The sequence below is a fragment of the Paeniglutamicibacter antarcticus genome, assembly GCF_039544305.1.
GTDB lineage: Bacteria > Actinomycetota > Actinomycetes > Actinomycetales > Micrococcaceae > Paeniglutamicibacter > Paeniglutamicibacter antarcticus_C.
On record NZ_BAABLK010000021.1, the window covers coordinates 1 to 15,390 of the forward strand.

General features: G+C 64.1%; 12 protein-coding genes. 7 read left to right on the top strand and 5 right to left on the bottom strand.

Features of this window, described 5'->3' with window-relative positions:
• Window positions 1-745 precede the first annotated feature (745 nt).
• Window positions 746-1,213, bottom strand: a complete 468-nt coding sequence (locus tag ABEA12_RS04845; RefSeq protein ID WP_210100654.1) for a hypothetical protein — start codon at window positions 1,211-1,213, stop codon at window positions 746-748.
• 361 nt (window positions 1,214-1,574) lie between these two features.
• On the opposite strand from ABEA12_RS04845, the gene ABEA12_RS04850 reads away from it, so the two are divergent.
• Window positions 1,575-2,576: a thermonuclease family protein gene (locus tag ABEA12_RS04850; protein WP_345466718.1), complete on the top strand. Its 1,002-nt coding sequence runs from the start codon at window positions 1,575-1,577 to the stop codon at window positions 2,574-2,576.
• 566 nt (window positions 2,577-3,142) lie between these two features.
• Entirely contained in the window at window positions 3,143-3,697 is a 555-nt protein-coding gene (locus ABEA12_RS04855) for a cysteine hydrolase family protein (protein ID WP_210100656.1), read from the top strand.
• Between the two features lie 10 nt (window positions 3,698-3,707).
• On the opposite strand, the gene ABEA12_RS04860 is transcribed toward ABEA12_RS04855, so the two are convergent.
• Both ABEA12_RS04860 and ABEA12_RS04865 read right to left on the bottom strand, forming a co-directional pair.
• Window positions 3,708-4,547 (bottom strand): class I SAM-dependent methyltransferase, encoded by an 840-nt coding sequence (locus tag ABEA12_RS04860; protein ID WP_210100657.1) that lies wholly within the window; start codon window positions 4,545-4,547, stop codon window positions 3,708-3,710.
• 51 nt (window positions 4,548-4,598) lie between these two features.
• Entirely contained in the window at window positions 4,599-5,528 is a 930-nt protein-coding gene (locus ABEA12_RS04865) for a LysR family transcriptional regulator (RefSeq protein WP_210100658.1), read from the bottom strand.
• A gap of 123 nt (window positions 5,529-5,651) precedes the next feature.
• Here ABEA12_RS04865 and ABEA12_RS04870 point away from each other — a divergent pair, with 123 nt between their 5' ends.
• From ABEA12_RS04870 to ABEA12_RS04880, 3 genes are read left to right on the top strand one after another with little or no spacing between them, the layout of a single operon-like run.
• A complete protein-coding gene (locus ABEA12_RS04870) occupies window positions 5,652-7,694 on the top strand; it encodes an oxidoreductase (protein WP_210100659.1) in 2,043 nt (680 codons plus the stop codon).
• 48 nt (window positions 7,695-7,742) lie between these two features.
• The gene (locus ABEA12_RS04875; protein WP_210100660.1) at window positions 7,743-9,053 is read left to right on the top strand and encodes an aromatic ring-hydroxylating oxygenase subunit alpha; all 1,311 of its coding nucleotides are present in this window, start codon (window positions 7,743-7,745) and stop codon (window positions 9,051-9,053) included.
• Window positions 9,050-10,138: a flavin reductase family protein gene (locus ABEA12_RS04880; protein WP_210100661.1), complete on the top strand. Its 1,089-nt coding sequence runs from the start codon at window positions 9,050-9,052 to the stop codon at window positions 10,136-10,138. The genes ABEA12_RS04875 and ABEA12_RS04880 overlap by 4 nt, the downstream gene beginning before the upstream one ends.
• Window positions 10,139-10,146: 8 nt before the next feature.
• On the opposite strand, the gene ABEA12_RS04885 is transcribed toward ABEA12_RS04880, so the two are convergent.
• Entirely contained in the window at window positions 10,147-11,385 is a 1,239-nt protein-coding gene (locus ABEA12_RS04885) for an MFS transporter (RefSeq protein ID WP_210100662.1), read from the bottom strand.
• 228 nt (window positions 11,386-11,613) lie between these two features.
• Between ABEA12_RS04885 and ABEA12_RS04890 the strand changes: the two genes are divergently transcribed.
• Both ABEA12_RS04890 and ABEA12_RS04895 read left to right on the top strand, forming a co-directional pair.
• Window positions 11,614-13,833, top strand: a complete 2,220-nt coding sequence (locus ABEA12_RS04890) for an FdhF/YdeP family oxidoreductase (protein WP_210100663.1) — start codon at window positions 11,614-11,616, stop codon at window positions 13,831-13,833.
• 99 nt (window positions 13,834-13,932) lie between these two features.
• Complete coding sequence (locus ABEA12_RS04895) at window positions 13,933-15,012, top strand: substrate-binding domain-containing protein (protein ID WP_345466726.1); 1,080 nt, start codon at window positions 13,933-13,935, stop codon at window positions 15,010-15,012.
• Window positions 15,013-15,028: 16 nt separating this feature from the next.
• On the opposite strand, the gene ABEA12_RS04900 is transcribed toward ABEA12_RS04895, so the two are convergent.
• Window positions 15,029-15,382 carry an ArsR/SmtB family transcription factor gene (locus ABEA12_RS04900; protein WP_210100664.1) on the bottom strand — a complete coding sequence of 118 codons (354 nt, stop codon included), beginning with the start codon at window positions 15,380-15,382 and terminating at the stop codon, window positions 15,029-15,031.
• Window positions 15,383-15,390 lie beyond the last annotated feature (8 nt).

Here is a 15,390-nt window from a genome sequence, read left to right on the forward strand (position 1 = left end):
ATCGATCACCGGCATCAAGGCCGGCGGCAGCATCCCGGTGGCCCTGTGTCTGGTGATGGCGCAGAAGACCTTCACCGCCGGTGGCGGTGAGCCGGTGTTGGTTCCCGGCTACGGGCACCTCAGTGCTGCCAAGGCCCGGGAGATCTTTGTCGGGAACCCCGAGGATCCGCTTGATACCTGGGTGCGGCGCCTCTACGCGGATCCGTTGAGCGGGGAGCTGGTCGCCATGGAATCCAAGGGACGTAAGTTTGCGGGGAACCTGAAACGCTTCATCACCATCCGGGACCAGTATTGCCGAACACCGTATTGCAACGGGCGTATTGAGCATCTGGATCACGTTGTCCAGGTCCGCAAGGGCGGTAAGACCACGGCAGTGAATGCTTCGGGGCGATGTGCTTCGTGCAATGCGACCAAGGAAGCCCCCGATTGGGAGGAACACCCCGTTCCAGGGGTCCGGCATAGCATCGGCATCACCACTCCCAGTCAGCATGGTTACACGNACCCGAATACGCCTAAGGTCAACGCAGCTTGTTCGATGCCACATGTCTTCCGAGGTTTCTTCTCCAGCTTCAAGACCAAGCCCTCCGGGAGAATTCTCGACCGCCATCACCGCAGGGCCATGGCCCTATGATCCGGATCAGCCTTCGATATTCGTCTCAGAATCGTGATGAAGTCATTCGAAGTTCGGATTGAATCCAAGCCGAGGTGAGCATGGGCGCGGAGGCGGGGCATGAAGGTTGCTGAGCTAGTTGAGCTCAGCAGTAGTGGCCGGGTCCTCAGCGTGATCCGCGGCGTTCTCCGGTTCGTTATCAGGACGAGGCGATTCCAGCAAGACCATAGCAGTGGTGATCACTCCGGCGCCGACGGCTATGATCCGTCGTGGATTGGCAATGCCGCGGCGAAGCAGTGCTTGGTGGATCTTCGCATCGACGACGAATCCGAATTTGGTTCCAGCCACGCTTATTGCTCCCAGGCCCGCTGCCGCCGCGGCGCGAAACGCCTTGCTAGGGGCTGGGTCGATCGCCTTAAAGGAGGCAACCCATCCCAGCGCAGCAGTGACGGTTCCGGTTCCGATGTACAGGCCGACTTTGGTGCCTGGACGCAACTTGGCAGGGTCAATAAGCGTCAGGGCGGCACCTGTTGCGCCCATGAACAGCGAGTTTACAAGGCGTGCACGAATAGATGGTTGGGGTACACCCTGTGAATCGGTCATGATGCGAGCCTATCCGGGTTCCTTCCGTGGTTGACCCGTTACACGGACAGAGACCCAAGCGCATGAAGATTCGCTAGTTGAATTAGGGGTGGCCACTCGATCGGTTAGTGGCGCGTACAAGGTATTTCCATTGGCCAAACATTAAATCTGTGTACCGAGTGAGCGATGCCTGATACTAAACTGGGCGCCGTATTACTCGTATTTTCAAGAGCGTAGGGGGAACTCATTGTTCGGGGGAAACAAATCGGCCGGAAAGGTCGCCAACAGACTGGGTAGGGTCGTCGCGTCCATGATCATAATTGGGTTCGTGGCAACCGGATGCACTCAAGTGTCATCGGCACAACCAAAAAATGGCGAAGAGATGGCCACAGTGATCAGGGTCATCGACGGTGACACGATCGTTGTCGATCTGTCGGGGGAAGCTACCACGGTACGTTTGCTGAACATCGATACACCCGAAACCAAGCACCCGGACAAGCCGGTTGAGTGTCTAGGGGCCGAAGCCACCGAATGCACTGAATCCTTATTGTCCCCTGGGGATGAGATCGAGCTGGCATACGATGTCAGTCGCTTGGATCCGTATGGACGGACGCTTGCCGGGGTCTACAAGGAAGGCAGTTTGGTCAACGCCGACATCGCCGCAGCAGGACTTGGCGTTGCCGTGCTCTTCCAGCCCAATGAACGCTTCTACCCCGAGGTGCTCGCTGCAGAGCAAAGTGCGCAGAACAAGGCCAAGGGCTTGTTCGGTGCCGATGTTTCCTGCACGGTTCCGGCACTAGCTGAAGCAGCGATCTCCGACCTTGGTGCCGTTGAGGAGACGGTTCCTGCGACGGCCGAAGCCGTTGGCTCGGCGTTGGGCTTGGTTTCCGCGGCAATCCTTGCCGGCAAGGCCCAGAGTGCGGTATTGCAGGGGTTGGATAGTTCAGGGGATGCGGTGAGCTCGGCCGTCTGGGCGAGTCGGAAGGCCACTTACCTTCCGCTGATAGCAGCTGGCATGGACAGAGCCGCTTCTGTGGAGAAGAAGCTCACAACCAAGCAGTCGGATTTGGCACAGGCCAAGAAGAAAACAGCGGCCAAAAAGGCGCCAAAGTTGAAGACCGAAGCCAAGGCAAAAGCCGAAGCCAAAGCTGCGGCGGCTGCGAAGGTGAAGGCCAATGCTGCGGCGGAACGCAAGACAGCCGCCAAGGCAGCCGCGCAAAGGAAGGCAGCGGAGCGCAAAGCCACCGTACGCTCTCATCAACTGGCACCGAAGAAGACCTATCGTGCGCCGGTACAGAAACCCAAACGAAAGAACAGTTCGAAATCCGGCTATACGGGCCGTCGTTGCTACGCTCCCGGAGGCAGGACCTGGAAGCCCTGCTAAAGCGTTGGCTGGCGCTGCTTGGTACTGCTGCCTCCCTGTTCGAATCTGATACGGCCGAGCGAATCGCACCACAGGGATTGAACCCGACGTCAACTAGTGGACGTCGGGTTCAATCCCTGTGGTGCGCGAGTAGTGAGAAAGGCTGGTTCAATGCCGTCGGAAATGGGAAGCAAGCCGCATCTGCGAAGGCGGGTCCATCGAACTGATGACAGCTTCTTCCTTCGCTGCGTTCTGTGCCATGAGGGAGCCCAGGCGGTCTCTTCGTCCATCTGCCCGGTGCCCGGTATCCGCGCACACTCTCCGGCGTTTCATGGTTTCCGATGTCGGCTATTTGATAGCTCTGGCGATCTGCCCGGTACCCGTCGGCCACTACGCGGGCACGCATTGGGCCTGCCAACGTTCTTTGCCGATGGGTTAGCGATCCTGATCCTGGTGGCGTATTTCGAGAGGAACCTGCGCGGGGTCCAGCAGCCCAAACAAGAGAGGAAGCCCGCTGTTCCATTTGAGGGGCTACCGGACGTAAATTGGGTCATGGAACAGCCCAACCGCCCGGATGGAAGAAGACCATGAGCACTTTCCCTGATCGAGAACGCACCGCACTGTTGGTGATCGATATGCAGAACGACGTGGTTTCGGATGCCTACCGACGCGAGGAAACCCTGGCAAACATCAACGCCCTGGTGGACCGTGCACGGGAGTCGGGGACCCCCGTGGTGTGGGTGCAGCATTCCGATGCGGAGATGGAAACAGGCAGCACCGGGTGGCAGATCGTTCCCGAACTCGCACCACAACCCGGGGAACCGGTGATCCAGAAGATCTACGGGGATTCCTTCGAGGACACCACCTTGGAGGAGGTTCTTGCCGCGGCCGGGGCCGGCAGGCTGGTGGTTTCGGGTGCCCAGTCAGATGCGTGCATTCGCTCTACGGTGCACGGTGCTTTCACCCGTGGCTACGATGTGACCCTGGTTTCCGACGCCCACACCACCAGCGACATGACGCAGTGGGGCGCGCCGGCACCGGAGTCAGCAATCTCCCACATCAACCTCTACTGGCAGTTCCAGGGTGCGCCCGGGCGCACGGCCGCGGTGACCACGGCCGAGGACGTCGTCTTCGGAACCTAGGTGCCCGTCCCTACCGTGGTCGCGCCGCCCAGACGTTGTGGCTCCCACGCATCACCAGGTCGTTGCGATGCTCCAGTGCGCGTCCGGAATCCGGATCCAGGAGTTGGTCGAGCGTCGAGGTATCCTCAGTGGGAAGCCCGTCGGCCAAGTGCTCGCGCAGCCGAGCAAGGGACAACTTGGCGGCGCGTGCAAGCAGTTTTTGGTCGTTGGACTGGCAATAGCCAAATTTGTGATGCGTCACCGCTGTGTATCCCGCCGTGTCCAGCTCTGCGGTCCAATCGGGATGGGGGTTGAATCCCTGCCGGTCCGTGGCCAGGTGGCAACGTTCCTCGAATCCGGGGGTCCCGAAACCGAGATCGACCGGAAGGTAGCGCGGAAGCTCCTCCATTTCGACGATGACCAGCACCCCTCCAGGGGAGAGCGAGTTGCGAATCTTGGCAAAGATCTCCGCCGGGTGATTGAAGTGGTGCATCGAGGTGGCCGCCCACATCAGGTCGACCTCGCCAAGTTCGGGCCACTGCTCATCCAGGTCGGCCCGGATGGTTGAGACCCGTCGGCTCAGCTGGCGCCGTTCGGCTTTTTCGCGCAGAAGTTCGAGCATGGATTCCGATTGGTCCACCGCCGCCACGGTGGCGCTGGGGAACATGCGGGCCAGCCCAAAGGTGCCCGTGCCGGTACCGGCGCCCAGATCGACGATGGTGCGTAGGTCCGTGGACTGTGACTTGGTCCAATCGAAGATGTTCCTGAAGTGGGCTTCGAGCAGCAGTGCATCGAGGTCCAGGAGCTCGGCCATGGCGGACCAATCCCCATGGGTATGCCCGTGGTGTTGGTGCCCATGTGGTGTGCTCATGACCCCAGCTTAACAAAGGGCTGCCGAGATCCGAGGCGGAGTACGTGTTGCTCAGTCCGCGCCTGGTACTGGCCGCCGGTGCGCGGCGTCGGCCACTTCCCTCAGCATCTCGAGCGCCTCTGCCAGCACCGGCTGGGAACCGCTGCCGCGGCGAACCACCGTGCGGATATGCCTCGAGGGTGCGGGGTCCCCGCGCAGTGGAACCCTGGTGATCGAATAACCCGACGGCACACGGGCCAATCGAGGGATCAGGCATACCCCGAATCCGGCCGCGACCAAGGCGGCCCCGGTGTCCCATTCGGCTGCTTCATGGGCAACCATCGGGGTGAATCCCACCTCTGCGCAGGAACTGAACACCAATTGCCGGTGCGGGCGTCCGGGCCGGTCCACGATCCATTGCTGCTCCGCTGTTTCCTCCAGGGCCACCGCGGAACGGCCCGCCAGCGGATGGCCGTCGGGAACCAGCAACTCCAACGGGTCATCAAGCAGGAACTGCTGGTCGAACCGGCTGTCAGCTGTCGGGGGACTGGCCTCTGTGGAAGTGATGACCGCCAAATCCGCGTCGTCGGCCAGTAGCAGGTCGAAGCAATCGGCTGGGTCTGCCTCGATGATCCGCACCTCCATGGCGGGGCGGCTGATCTTGAACGCACTGACCACCGGGGGCAGCAGGGCTGCGGCAGCGGTCGAAAAACCGCACAGCCGCAACGTCCCGGCGTATCCACCGGATTCGGCTTCCAGCAGCCCCCGGATGTGTTCCCAGCTGGAGAACAGGGAATCGATGTGGGTGAGCAGGATGCGCGCTGCGGGAGTCAAACGAACACCGCGTCCCTGCGGGGTCAGCAGCACCACGCCCAGGTCCTCGGCCAGTGTGCGCAGCTGGTGCGAGACGGCCGAGGGGGTGTAATGCAGCGCCTGGGCCGTGGCGGTGACGGTGCCGTGTGCGGCAAGCATTCTCAGCACATGGAGCCTCGAATCGATCATGCACGAAGATTACACGGTATCGTGCGATTTCGTTTGCTGGTCTTCAGCAATCGCCCGTCCGACACTTGAAGCACATGATCTCCGGGACTTGGGCACCTGTGGGACGGAAAGGGGGATGGACACATGCGCGTAAGCGACCCGCTGCTTGAACCCTTTGCGATCAGGGACCTGGTGTTGCGAAACCGGATCGTGAGCACCTCCCACGAACCTGCCTACGCCCAGGATTCGATGCCCACCGAGCGCTACCGGGCGTACCACGTGGAGCGCGCACGGGGCGGGGCCGGGCTACTGATGATCGGTGGATCCGCCGTGGTCTCACCTGACAGCCCGCCTTCCTTCGGCAACCTGCAGCTGCACCGAGCGGAAATAACGGGCTGGCTGGAGAAACTCACGCAAGAGGTGCACGCCCAGGGCGCTGCGGTGATGTGCCAGATCACCCACCTGGGACGGCGGACCAGCAACTACACCGGCGACTGGCTGCCGGTGCCCTATCCCTCTTCCATGCGCGAGCCGGCGCACCGGGCCTTTCCCAAGGTCGCCGAGGAATGGGACCTGCACCGGATCGCCGCGGACTACGCCGCCGCTGCTCTGCGCTGCCGCGATGCCGGGATGGACGGCATCGAGATCCAGTCCTACGGGCACTTCATGGACGCCTTCCTCTCCCCGGCCACCAACGACCGCACCGATGCTTGGGGTGGCAGCTTCGAAAACCGGCTGGCCTTCCCGCTGCTGGTGATCCGCTCGGTGCGCGAGGCGGTCGGTGATGACTTCATACTCGGGATCCGCATGTCGATGGACGAGGACAAGGCCGGCGGACTGGGCCGTACCGAGGCGATCGCGGCCCTGCAGCGCTACATCGGGGCGGGCATCGACTTCCTGTCCGTGATCAAGGGCAGCATCGAATCGGATGCCGCGCTGGCCAAGGTGATCCCCTCCATGAGCGCACCCTCGGCCCCGTTCCTGGACTTCGCCGGATCGATCAAGGCCGAGGTCTCGATCCCGGTGATGCATGCCTCGCGCATAGCCGACATCGCCACCGCCCGCCATGCGCTCACCGCCGGACTGCTGGACCTGGTGGGGATGACCCGGGCACAGATTGCCGATCCGTTCCTGGTGGCCAAGTTGATGGCAGGGCAGGAAGAACGGATCAGGCCGTGCGTGGGAGCGAACTACTGCCTGGACTCGATCTATGCCTCGGGGGATGCCAAATGCATCCACAACCCGGCAACCGGGCGCGAGCTCGCACTGCCGCACCGCATCCTCCAGGCCAAGACCACCCCAAAGAAGGCAGTGGTCATCGGCGCCGGTCCGGCCGGGCTCGAATGCGCCCGCGTGTTGGGCGAGCGCGGACACACCGTGGTGGTGTTGGAGGCCGCCGACGCCCCCGGCGGCCAGGTGCGCCTTGCGGCCGCTTCCCCCCGGCGGCGGGACTTGATGGGCATCATCGACTGGAGGGTTTCCGAGGCACTGCTGGCCGGGGTGAAGATCCGCTACGGCGTATTCGCCGAGCGGGACACCGTGCTGGCAGAGAACCCCGATGTGGTCTTGGTGGCCACCGGCGGCACCCCCAACCACGATTTCCTGCCCGAAGGCGGGGAAGTGGCGGCCGATTGCTGGGACGTGCTGGGCCACCTGCCCAGGATCCCTGCAACGGTCCTTGTCTATGACGACAACGGGGCCGAACCGGCGATGGACGCCGCCGAGAGGCTCGCAACAGCTGGTGCCCAGGTGGAAATCATCACCCCGGAACGGATGCTCGCACCGGATGTCGGTGCCATGAACTCCCCGGCCTACCTGCGCGCGTTCTCCGAGCATGAGGTGGTGATCACCCTGGCGCACCGGTTGCGATCGGTCACCGAAGAGCCCGATGGCCGCTTCACCGCGGTGCTTTACAGCCAGTACTCGGGGCGCGAAACCAGCCGCACAGTGGAGCTGGTGGTCATCGAACACGGCACGCTTCCCAATGACGAGCTCTATTTCGAACTGCTGGATGACTCCACCAACGCCGGGGAAGTGGACTACACGGCGCTGCTGGCCGGTGTCCGGCAGCCGGCGGGAACCAATCCGGAGGGACGCTTCGCTCTCTATCGTCTCGGGGATGCGGTGGCCGGCAGGAACATCCATGCCGCGATCTATGACGCCCTGCGGTTGTGTGTGCCCATGTGAGAACCCCGTGCACCCAGCACCACCCACCCGCGAATGAAAGGAAACGCCATGACCACGACACCGGCCCAGATCCACCGCCTGCCGGCCTCCGCTGCACCCTCCGGGATGCTCGCCGAGCTGATTGAACGACGGATCCCGGGCATGAGCCTCGAGGCGCCCTTCTATACCTCCGAAGAGGTCTTCGACCTTGATGTGGCCGAGATCTTCGCCAAGCACTGGATCTTCGTGGCAACCGAGGCCGAGATCCCCGAACCCGGGGACTACCTCACCATCAACATCGGTCCCCATTCGGTGATCCTGCTGCGCGACGATGACGAGCAGGTTTCCGCGCTGCACAATGTCTGCCGGCACCGCGGGGCACGGATCCTCAACGAGCCGGCAGGTTCGGTGGGCAACCTGGTGTGCGGCTACCACCACTGGACCTATTCCAGCGACGGCTCGCTGCTGCACGCCGACTCGCAGCCGGCGGACTTTGACCGCTCCGCGTTTTCCCTGCGCACCCTCGCGGTGCGCACCGTGGCCGGACTGGTTTTCGTTTGCCTCTCCAACTCACCGCCCCAAGACTTCGATGCCTACGCGAAGCGGATCGAGCCCTACATCGCACCCCATGCGCTGGCACGCACCAAGATCGCGGCGCAGGAAGACATCATCGAGGACGGGAACTGGAAGTTGGTGATGGAGAACAACCGGGAGTGCTACCACTGCGAGGGGCACCCCGAGCTCTCCTGCTCGCTCTTTCCCACCTACGGATACGAAGAAGGCGGGCTGCCGCCGCGGCTGCGCCCGGCATACAATCGCTACCTCGGGGCCGATGCGGACCTGAAACTCACCAGCGAGGCGAACGCCCTGCCCTACGCCCGGATCGAGGAACTGCGCCAGGGCGCCACAGGCTTCCGCATCCAGCGCGAACCGCTGGACGGAGCGGGGGAATCCTTCAGCCCCGACGGAAAACTGGTGTGCACCAAGCTGCTCGGCGAGTTCGATGAGCCCAGGCTGGGCCGGCTGTCCATGCACCTGCAGCCCAACGCCTGGTTCCATTTCCTTTCCGACCACGCGGTGACCTTCTCAGTGCTGCCGCTGGCGGCCGGCAAAACGGCGCTGCGCACCACTTGGCTGGTGCACGAGGACGCGGTGGAGGGACGGGACTACGACGTTCAAGCGCTGAAGCGGGTGTGGCACCGGACCAACGCACAGGACGGGACCTTCGTGGCCCGGGCCCAGCTCGGGATTTCGAGCCCCGCCTACCTTCCGGGTCCCTATGCGCCGAATGAATACCAGGTTGAGGACTTCGTCTGCTGGTATATCAACCGCCTGCGCGCCGGCACGGGCGCAGCAGGCGAATCGGGGGAGGAACAATGACCCTGGAACCACAGGCGGTCCCCGGTGCGGGGCTGCTCCCGCAGGAACCTCGGGCGCGGCTGTTGCGCTGCACCGGAACCAGGGAAGAAACCGCCAACGTGAAGACGTTCATGCTCGAGCCCGCATCGGGGGACTCGTTCGGGTGGCTGCCGGGCCAGTACCTGACGCTGAACCTCGATATGCCCCGCGGCCCGGTCAGCCGCTGCTACACGATCAGCTCCATCCCCGGGCAGGGACTGGAGATCACCGTGAAGGCGCTGGACGGTGGACCCGTATCGAACTGGCTGCACGCGAATCTTGGCCCAGGCGATGTAGTCCAAGCGCATGGGCCCCTTGGCAGGTTCACGCCCCGGGCGCGCGGCGAAGAGGCGCCGGCGGAACCACCCAGGTACCTGTTTTTGGCGGCCGGATCGGGTATCACGCCGTTGGCCTCCATCACCCGGGCCCTGCTGGAAAACCCGGCGCCGGTGGACGCCGTACTACTTTACAGCGTCCATGGTGTCGCCGATGTCATCTTCCACCGTGAGCTGCGTGCCATCCCCGGGACCAGCGGCATCCGCGTGGAGCTGGTGCTGAGCACCGGCTCGATTCCCACCAGCGGTGTACCGCGAGCGCCGGGCCGGTTGGACCGTGAGATGTTGCTGGAGCTGGTGCCAGATGTTGCCCGGCGCGAGGTTTTCGCCTGCGGCCCGCCGGACTACCTGGCCGCCGTGCGCCGGATGCTCGATGCGGCGGCCTTTGACCCGCTGTTGCTGCATGTGGAGAGCTTCGAGATTTCCGCTCACACCCCGGGGTTGGTTCCGCCTCGGTGCGCCGGTACGGCGATGTTCGAGGTGGAGTTCGTGCGCAGCGGGCGCAGGATCCAGTGCCCGGCCGATACCTTCGTGCTTGATGCCGCGCTGGCCGCCGGGGTCCCGGTTGCCTCCTCGTGCACCCTGGGGATGTGTGGGAGCTGCAAGTCCTCGCTGCTCGCCGGCAGCGTGGAGATGAACCATGCCGGCGGGATCAGGCCCAGGGAAATTGCGGCGGGCAAGATCCTGATTTGTTGTTCCAAGCCCACGGGAGACCTAGTGATCGACGCCTGAGCGCCGCGCTAGCTGGCTGCCGCCGCATTGTTGCGCCGGTTCCTGCGCCACAGCAGGTAGATGGCCAGCAACACACACAAAAGGTAGACCCCGCCCACTGCGCTCCAGCCGCGTGAGAAGCCGCCGGGGGATCCGACCAGCGCACCCATGGCCAGCGGGCCGATGGTGAATCCACCGAATTGCCCGGCGCCGACCATTCCGCTGGCCATTCCCATCGAGCCAGGTGGAACGCTGCGCACCACCGCCGCCATGAGCACCACCGAGACCCCGAGCGCGGAGGCGCCGTGCAGGGCAACGGCCAGCCACAACAGTGCCGCCGAGCCGGTGCTTCCGGCCAGGTAAAACGTGCCGGCACCGGCGAGCGCCATCACCGCCAGGGTCAGCAGCAGCGGCGGGGCGGCCATGCCCTTGGACATCATCGTGCCCCAACCCACACGGGCCGCGACGCCGATGGCCCCTGCCGCGGCGGCGGTCATGCCGCCCATGACCAAGGAGAAGTCGAACTCGCGCACGGCAAAGAGTGCGAGGTAGACGTTGGTGGCCTGCACCCCCATGCCGTTGACGAAGCCGAAGGCGGCGAGCGCCCAGATGAGGAACTTGATGCTCGGTGCCCGGTGGCGGTCCTGCGCCGGGGCCTTGGACCGCGACTGATCGGTGAGGGGGAGCTCGGGCAGGAAGGGTACGCGTTTGATCACCCGCACCGCGAGGACACCGACCAGCATGGCGATGACCGCGCCCACGGCGTTGGCCCCGTGCCATCCGATCCAGGCGGCCAGGGCGGGGAAGCCGATGCTCGCCACCAGCTGGCTGACCTGGACCCCGGATTGCTTGATGCCGATCCAGCCGATGCGTTGGGTTTCGGGGACCCGTTGGGCCAGGACCCTGTTGGTGACCCCGTTGGGGAAGGACTGGGCAACGCCGGCGAGACCCGAGGCGATAAGCAGCAGCACGTAGCCACCGGGTATTGCCGCGAGTCCCAGGGCGAGCGCCGCCAGTGCGAATATCAGCACCATCAGCCGGGTGTCGGGTTGATGGTCGGTGAACCTGCCAAAGGCGGCGTTTCCGATGGCTGCCGCACCGAAGCAGACGGTGGCCAGCAGCCCGAACTGCGCCTCGGAAATTCCAAGGTCGGTGATCACCAGATCCGAGATGGCGCTTAGCCCGTAGTTCAGCAACGGGGCGATGCCTACCGCCAGCAGCAAGATGGCCAGCAACGACTTTGAAGGATATCCCGCACGTGCCCGCATTCTTCAGGCTCTCCGCTCACGTCTTTTAGGGGATTGCGGGTCATTCCCGAATCGCTCACCAGTGTTTCATACACCCGCGCTGCCACCCCTACGCGTGAGAGCCCTTTGAATGCACCCGGCGCCGGTGCTAGACAGGAGGCAATGGAGCACCGGTGATTGGGCGTCGCCCGCCCTCCGGCATAGGGACGAAGGGGTGCCGGGCATGGGGAGCAAACCACTAAAAGGACGATGTCACCGACAAAGGACCTGGTGGTATCGGCACCGAAGAAGAGCGCCGTCGGGGTGCCCAGCCTGCTGGCCTCGAGCCCGCTGGCCCTGGATGAGATGGGGCCCGTCCGTGCGGTCAAGACGCTGCGCCACATGAACCAGAAGGACGGGTTCGACTGCTCGAGCTGTGCTTGGCCGGATCCGCCGAACCGCAAGGTTGCGGAGTTCTGCGAGAACGGTGCCAAGGCCGTGGCATGGGAGGCAGATACGCTGAAGGTCCCGCAATCGTTCTGGGCGCGGCACCCGGTCTCCGAGCTCAAGACCAAAAGCGAGTACTGGCTGGGATCGCAGGGGCGGCTCGTCGAGCCGGTATACAAGCCCGCCGGAGCCGATCACTACCGCCCGATTTCCTGGGACAACGCCTTTGGCATTATCGGGCGGGAACTGAGCACCCTCGAGTCTCCCGATCAGGCAACCTCCTACACCTCCGGACCTGCCAGCAATGAGGCCGCCTTCATCTACCAGCTCTTTGCCCGGGCCTTTGGCACCAACAACCTGCCGGACTGCTCGAACATGTGCCACGAATCCACGGGCAAGGCCATGGAGGAATCCATCGGGGTGGGCAAGGCCGCGATCCACTACGAGGACTTCGCCAAGTCCGACCTGATCATCATCATGGGGCAGAACCCCGGCACCAACCACCCGCGGATGCTCACCGCACTAGAGGAAGCCAAGGAGGCCGGTGCCTCGATCATCGCCATCAACCCGCTGCCCGAGGCCGGGCTGATGAAATTCAAGAACCCGCAGCGGCCCCGCGGGCTGATCGGCACGGGCACCGACCTGGCCGACCAGTACCTCAAGATCCGCCTGGCCGGTGACATGGCGCTGATGCAGGCACTGGCCAAGCGCGTCTTCGAAGCCGAGGACGCGGCGCCCGGATCGGTTCTGGACCACCTCTTCCTTGAGCAACACTGCATCGGATTAGCCGAATACCGCGAGCATCTCTCCACGCTGCGCGAGGCCGACGTGCTGGCCGCCACCGGGCTGGACAGCGCGCAGATCGACGAGCTAGCCCGCCGCTACATGGACGCGGAGAACGTGATCATCACCTGGGCGATGGGACTGACCCAGCATAAGAAGGCAGCGCCAACCATCCAGGAAGTCATGAACGTGCTGCTGCTGCGCGGAAACATCGGCAAGCCCGGCGCCGGTCCCTGCCCGATCCGCGGCCACTCCAACGTCCAGGGGGACCGGACCATGGGCATCTGGGAAAAGAAGCCCGAGGCGTTCATGGACAAGCTCGCCGCGGAGTTCGACTTCGACCCGCCTCGGGAACACGGCATGGATTCGGTGCAAAGCATCCAGGGGAAGATCAAGGTCCTGTTGGCCCTGGACGGGAACCTGGTCCATGCGGTCTCGGACACCACTATCGCCCAGGAAGCGATCGGGCTCACCTGGCTCTCGGTGCAGATCTCCACCAAGCTGAACCGTTCCCACGCCTATACCGGGGACGCGGCGCTGATCCTGCCCACGCTGGGGCGCAGTGACATCGACAGGCAGGGCAGCGGCACCCAGTTTGTTTCCGTCGAGGACACCGTGTGTGCGGTCCATGCCTTCCAGGGGCGGGTGGAACCGGTCTCGGCGAAGATGCTCTCGGAGGTCGCGATCATCGCCCGGATGGCACTCCGGGTGTTGGGCAAGGACCACCCGTTTGGCTGGGAGGGGTTCGAGGAGAACTACAACGAGAAGGTGCGGGTGCTCGGAGGGTTCATCCTGGCCCACCCGCCCCGAGACGGGCGAGTCTTCCCTACCCCCAGCGGCAAGGCGTTGATCCTGCTCAACGAGCTTGAGGCCCTGGCGCTTCCGGCCGGCCGGCAGATCCTGCAGTCCCTGCGCTCCCATGACCAGTTCAACACCACCGCCTCTTCGCTCAACGACCGCTACCGCGGGGTTCGCAAGGGACGCAACGTGCTCTTCGTGAACCCGGCGGACCTTGCCAACCTGTCCCTGCCTGACGGTTCATATGTGGATGTGCATTCGGAGGCCGGGGACGGGGTGGATCGGGTCCTGCGCTCCCTGCGGATCATTTCCTATCCCACGGCCGAGGGCTGCACCGCCACCTATTTCCCCGAGGCAAACGTGCTGGTTCCCCTGGCGGCCACCGCCGAGGGATCCAACACCCCGATTTCCAAGTCCTTGATCGTGCGATTGGAGCCCGTCCCCGCCCCCGTCTTTGCCTGAGTCGGGACCGGGGGCCGCCATACAAGTTGAATACGTGCCGCAGCGGGGCCACACTGGAGACGCCGCAGTACCTTTCGTCCCATGTGGAGGCAGATGTCAATGGAGAAACTTGGGCGTAAGCTCACCGCTGCTGCTTGTGAGGTCCTGCTGATGGCAACGACCTTGGTCGCCTGCGGGGGACCGGGTAGCGATGATGCGAAAAATACCGGTAACCCCGGGGCGGTGCCCAGCGTTGCCCTGTTGTTCCCCGGAACCGAGCCCGCACGGAACAAGGCGCTGGATATCCCGTTGTTCGACGCCAGGATCAAGGCCCTGGGAGACTTCGACGTATTGCATTCGGATGCAGGCAAGGACGCCTCGGCACAAGTGAAGCAGGCCGAAATCGCGCTGGCGGGCGGGGCAGGGGTCTTGGTGCTGGATCCGGTCGATTCCAAAGCGACGGAGGACATCGTTGCCGCCGCCGCGGAAAAGGACGTGCCGGTCATCTCCTACGACAGCATCGAAACGGGGTCCACCGGGCTCGCCTACCGCATCTCCTTCGACCACGAGCAAATCGGCGTGCTCCAAGCCAACTCCCTGATCCAGAAACTGCGCAGCGACGGCGTCGTGAACCCAGGGATCCTGGTGGTCAACGGTCCCGCCGAGGATCCGGAAGCAGAGCTCGTGGCCAAGGGAGCCCGCTCGGTGATCGACAAGTCCGCCGTGAAGATCCTTGCCGAACTCGATGCCAACCCCGCGCAGGTGCAGGACTGGACCGCGAAACGCATCGCTGAATTCCCCGGCCGGATCGATGGTATCTACGCCGCCAAGGACTCACTGGCCGGCGGCGCCGTTGCCGCGCTCAGCTCGGCAGCCATGAGGCCCTGGCCCTTGGTCACCGGCCAGGATGCGCAGCTGGAGGGCATCAGGCGGATCATCACCGGACGCCAGTACATGAGCATCTACAAGCCGGTGCGGGCCGAGGCCGAACTCGCGGCAACGGTTGCCGCCAAGCTTGCCCGTGGCCAGGCTCCTCCGCCAGCGACCAAGGTGGCGGGGGTTCCCACCCGGTTGCTGATTCCCAAGGTCGTGACCCGGTCCAACATCATGGACACCGTCGTCAGCGACGGCGTCTACACCGTTGAGGAGATCTGCACCGCAAAGTACGCAAAAGCATGTGCCGCGGCGAACATCCAATAGACCCGGCAGGATCTGGCTACGGCGTCGCGTCGGCGGGAAGAATCGTTGCCGCAAGGGCCTCCAGGGCTCCGGGGACCAATGAGTAGTACGCCCAGACCCCGCGTTTCTCGCGATTGAGCAGGCCGGCCTCCACGAGGATCTTCAGGTGGTGCGAGACCGTGGGCTGGCCCAGCCCCAACGGGGCTGACAGGTCGCACACGCAGGTCTCCGCAGCACTGGATCCCGAGACGATCGACAGGATGCGCAGGCGGTTCGGGTCGGCGAGCGCCTTGAAGCGCGTGGCCAGTACCCCGGCCCGGGGAACGGAAAGGAGTTCACCGCCGGTGGCCGTGGCGCATCCCATGCCCTGAATATCAAGTCGTGTCGACATGTTCCGTA

Excerpts from the sequence above, each read along its gene's own strand:
- ABEA12_RS04845 (WP_210100654.1), bottom strand. The coding sequence starts at position 1,213 with ATGACCGATTCACAGGGTGTACCCCAACCATCTATTCGTGCACGCCTT.
- ABEA12_RS04850 (WP_345466718.1), top strand. The coding sequence starts at position 1,575 with ATGGCCACAGTGATCAGGGTCATCGACGGTGACACGATCGTTGTCGAT.
- ABEA12_RS04855 (WP_210100656.1), top strand. The coding sequence starts at position 3,143 with ATGAGCACTTTCCCTGATCGAGAACGCACCGCACTGTTGGTGATCGAT.
- ABEA12_RS04860 (WP_210100657.1), bottom strand. The coding sequence starts at position 4,547 with ATGAGCACACCACATGGGCACCAACACCACGGGCATACCCATGGGGAT.
- ABEA12_RS04865 (WP_210100658.1), bottom strand. The coding sequence starts at position 5,528 with ATGATCGATTCGAGGCTCCATGTGCTGAGAATGCTTGCCGCACACGGC.
- ABEA12_RS04870 (WP_210100659.1), top strand. The coding sequence starts at position 5,652 with ATGCGCGTAAGCGACCCGCTGCTTGAACCCTTTGCGATCAGGGACCTG.
- ABEA12_RS04875 (WP_210100660.1), top strand. The coding sequence starts at position 7,743 with ATGACCACGACACCGGCCCAGATCCACCGCCTGCCGGCCTCCGCTGCA.
- ABEA12_RS04880 (WP_210100661.1), top strand. The coding sequence starts at position 9,050 with ATGACCCTGGAACCACAGGCGGTCCCCGGTGCGGGGCTGCTCCCGCAG.
- ABEA12_RS04885 (WP_210100662.1), bottom strand. The coding sequence starts at position 11,385 with ATGCGGGCACGTGCGGGATATCCTTCAAAGTCGTTGCTGGCCATCTTG.
- ABEA12_RS04890 (WP_210100663.1), top strand. The coding sequence starts at position 11,614 with ATGTCACCGACAAAGGACCTGGTGGTATCGGCACCGAAGAAGAGCGCC.
- ABEA12_RS04895 (WP_345466726.1), top strand. The coding sequence starts at position 13,933 with ATGGAGAAACTTGGGCGTAAGCTCACCGCTGCTGCTTGTGAGGTCCTG.
- ABEA12_RS04900 (WP_210100664.1), bottom strand. The coding sequence starts at position 15,382 with ATGTCGACACGACTTGATATTCAGGGCATGGGATGCGCCACGGCCACC.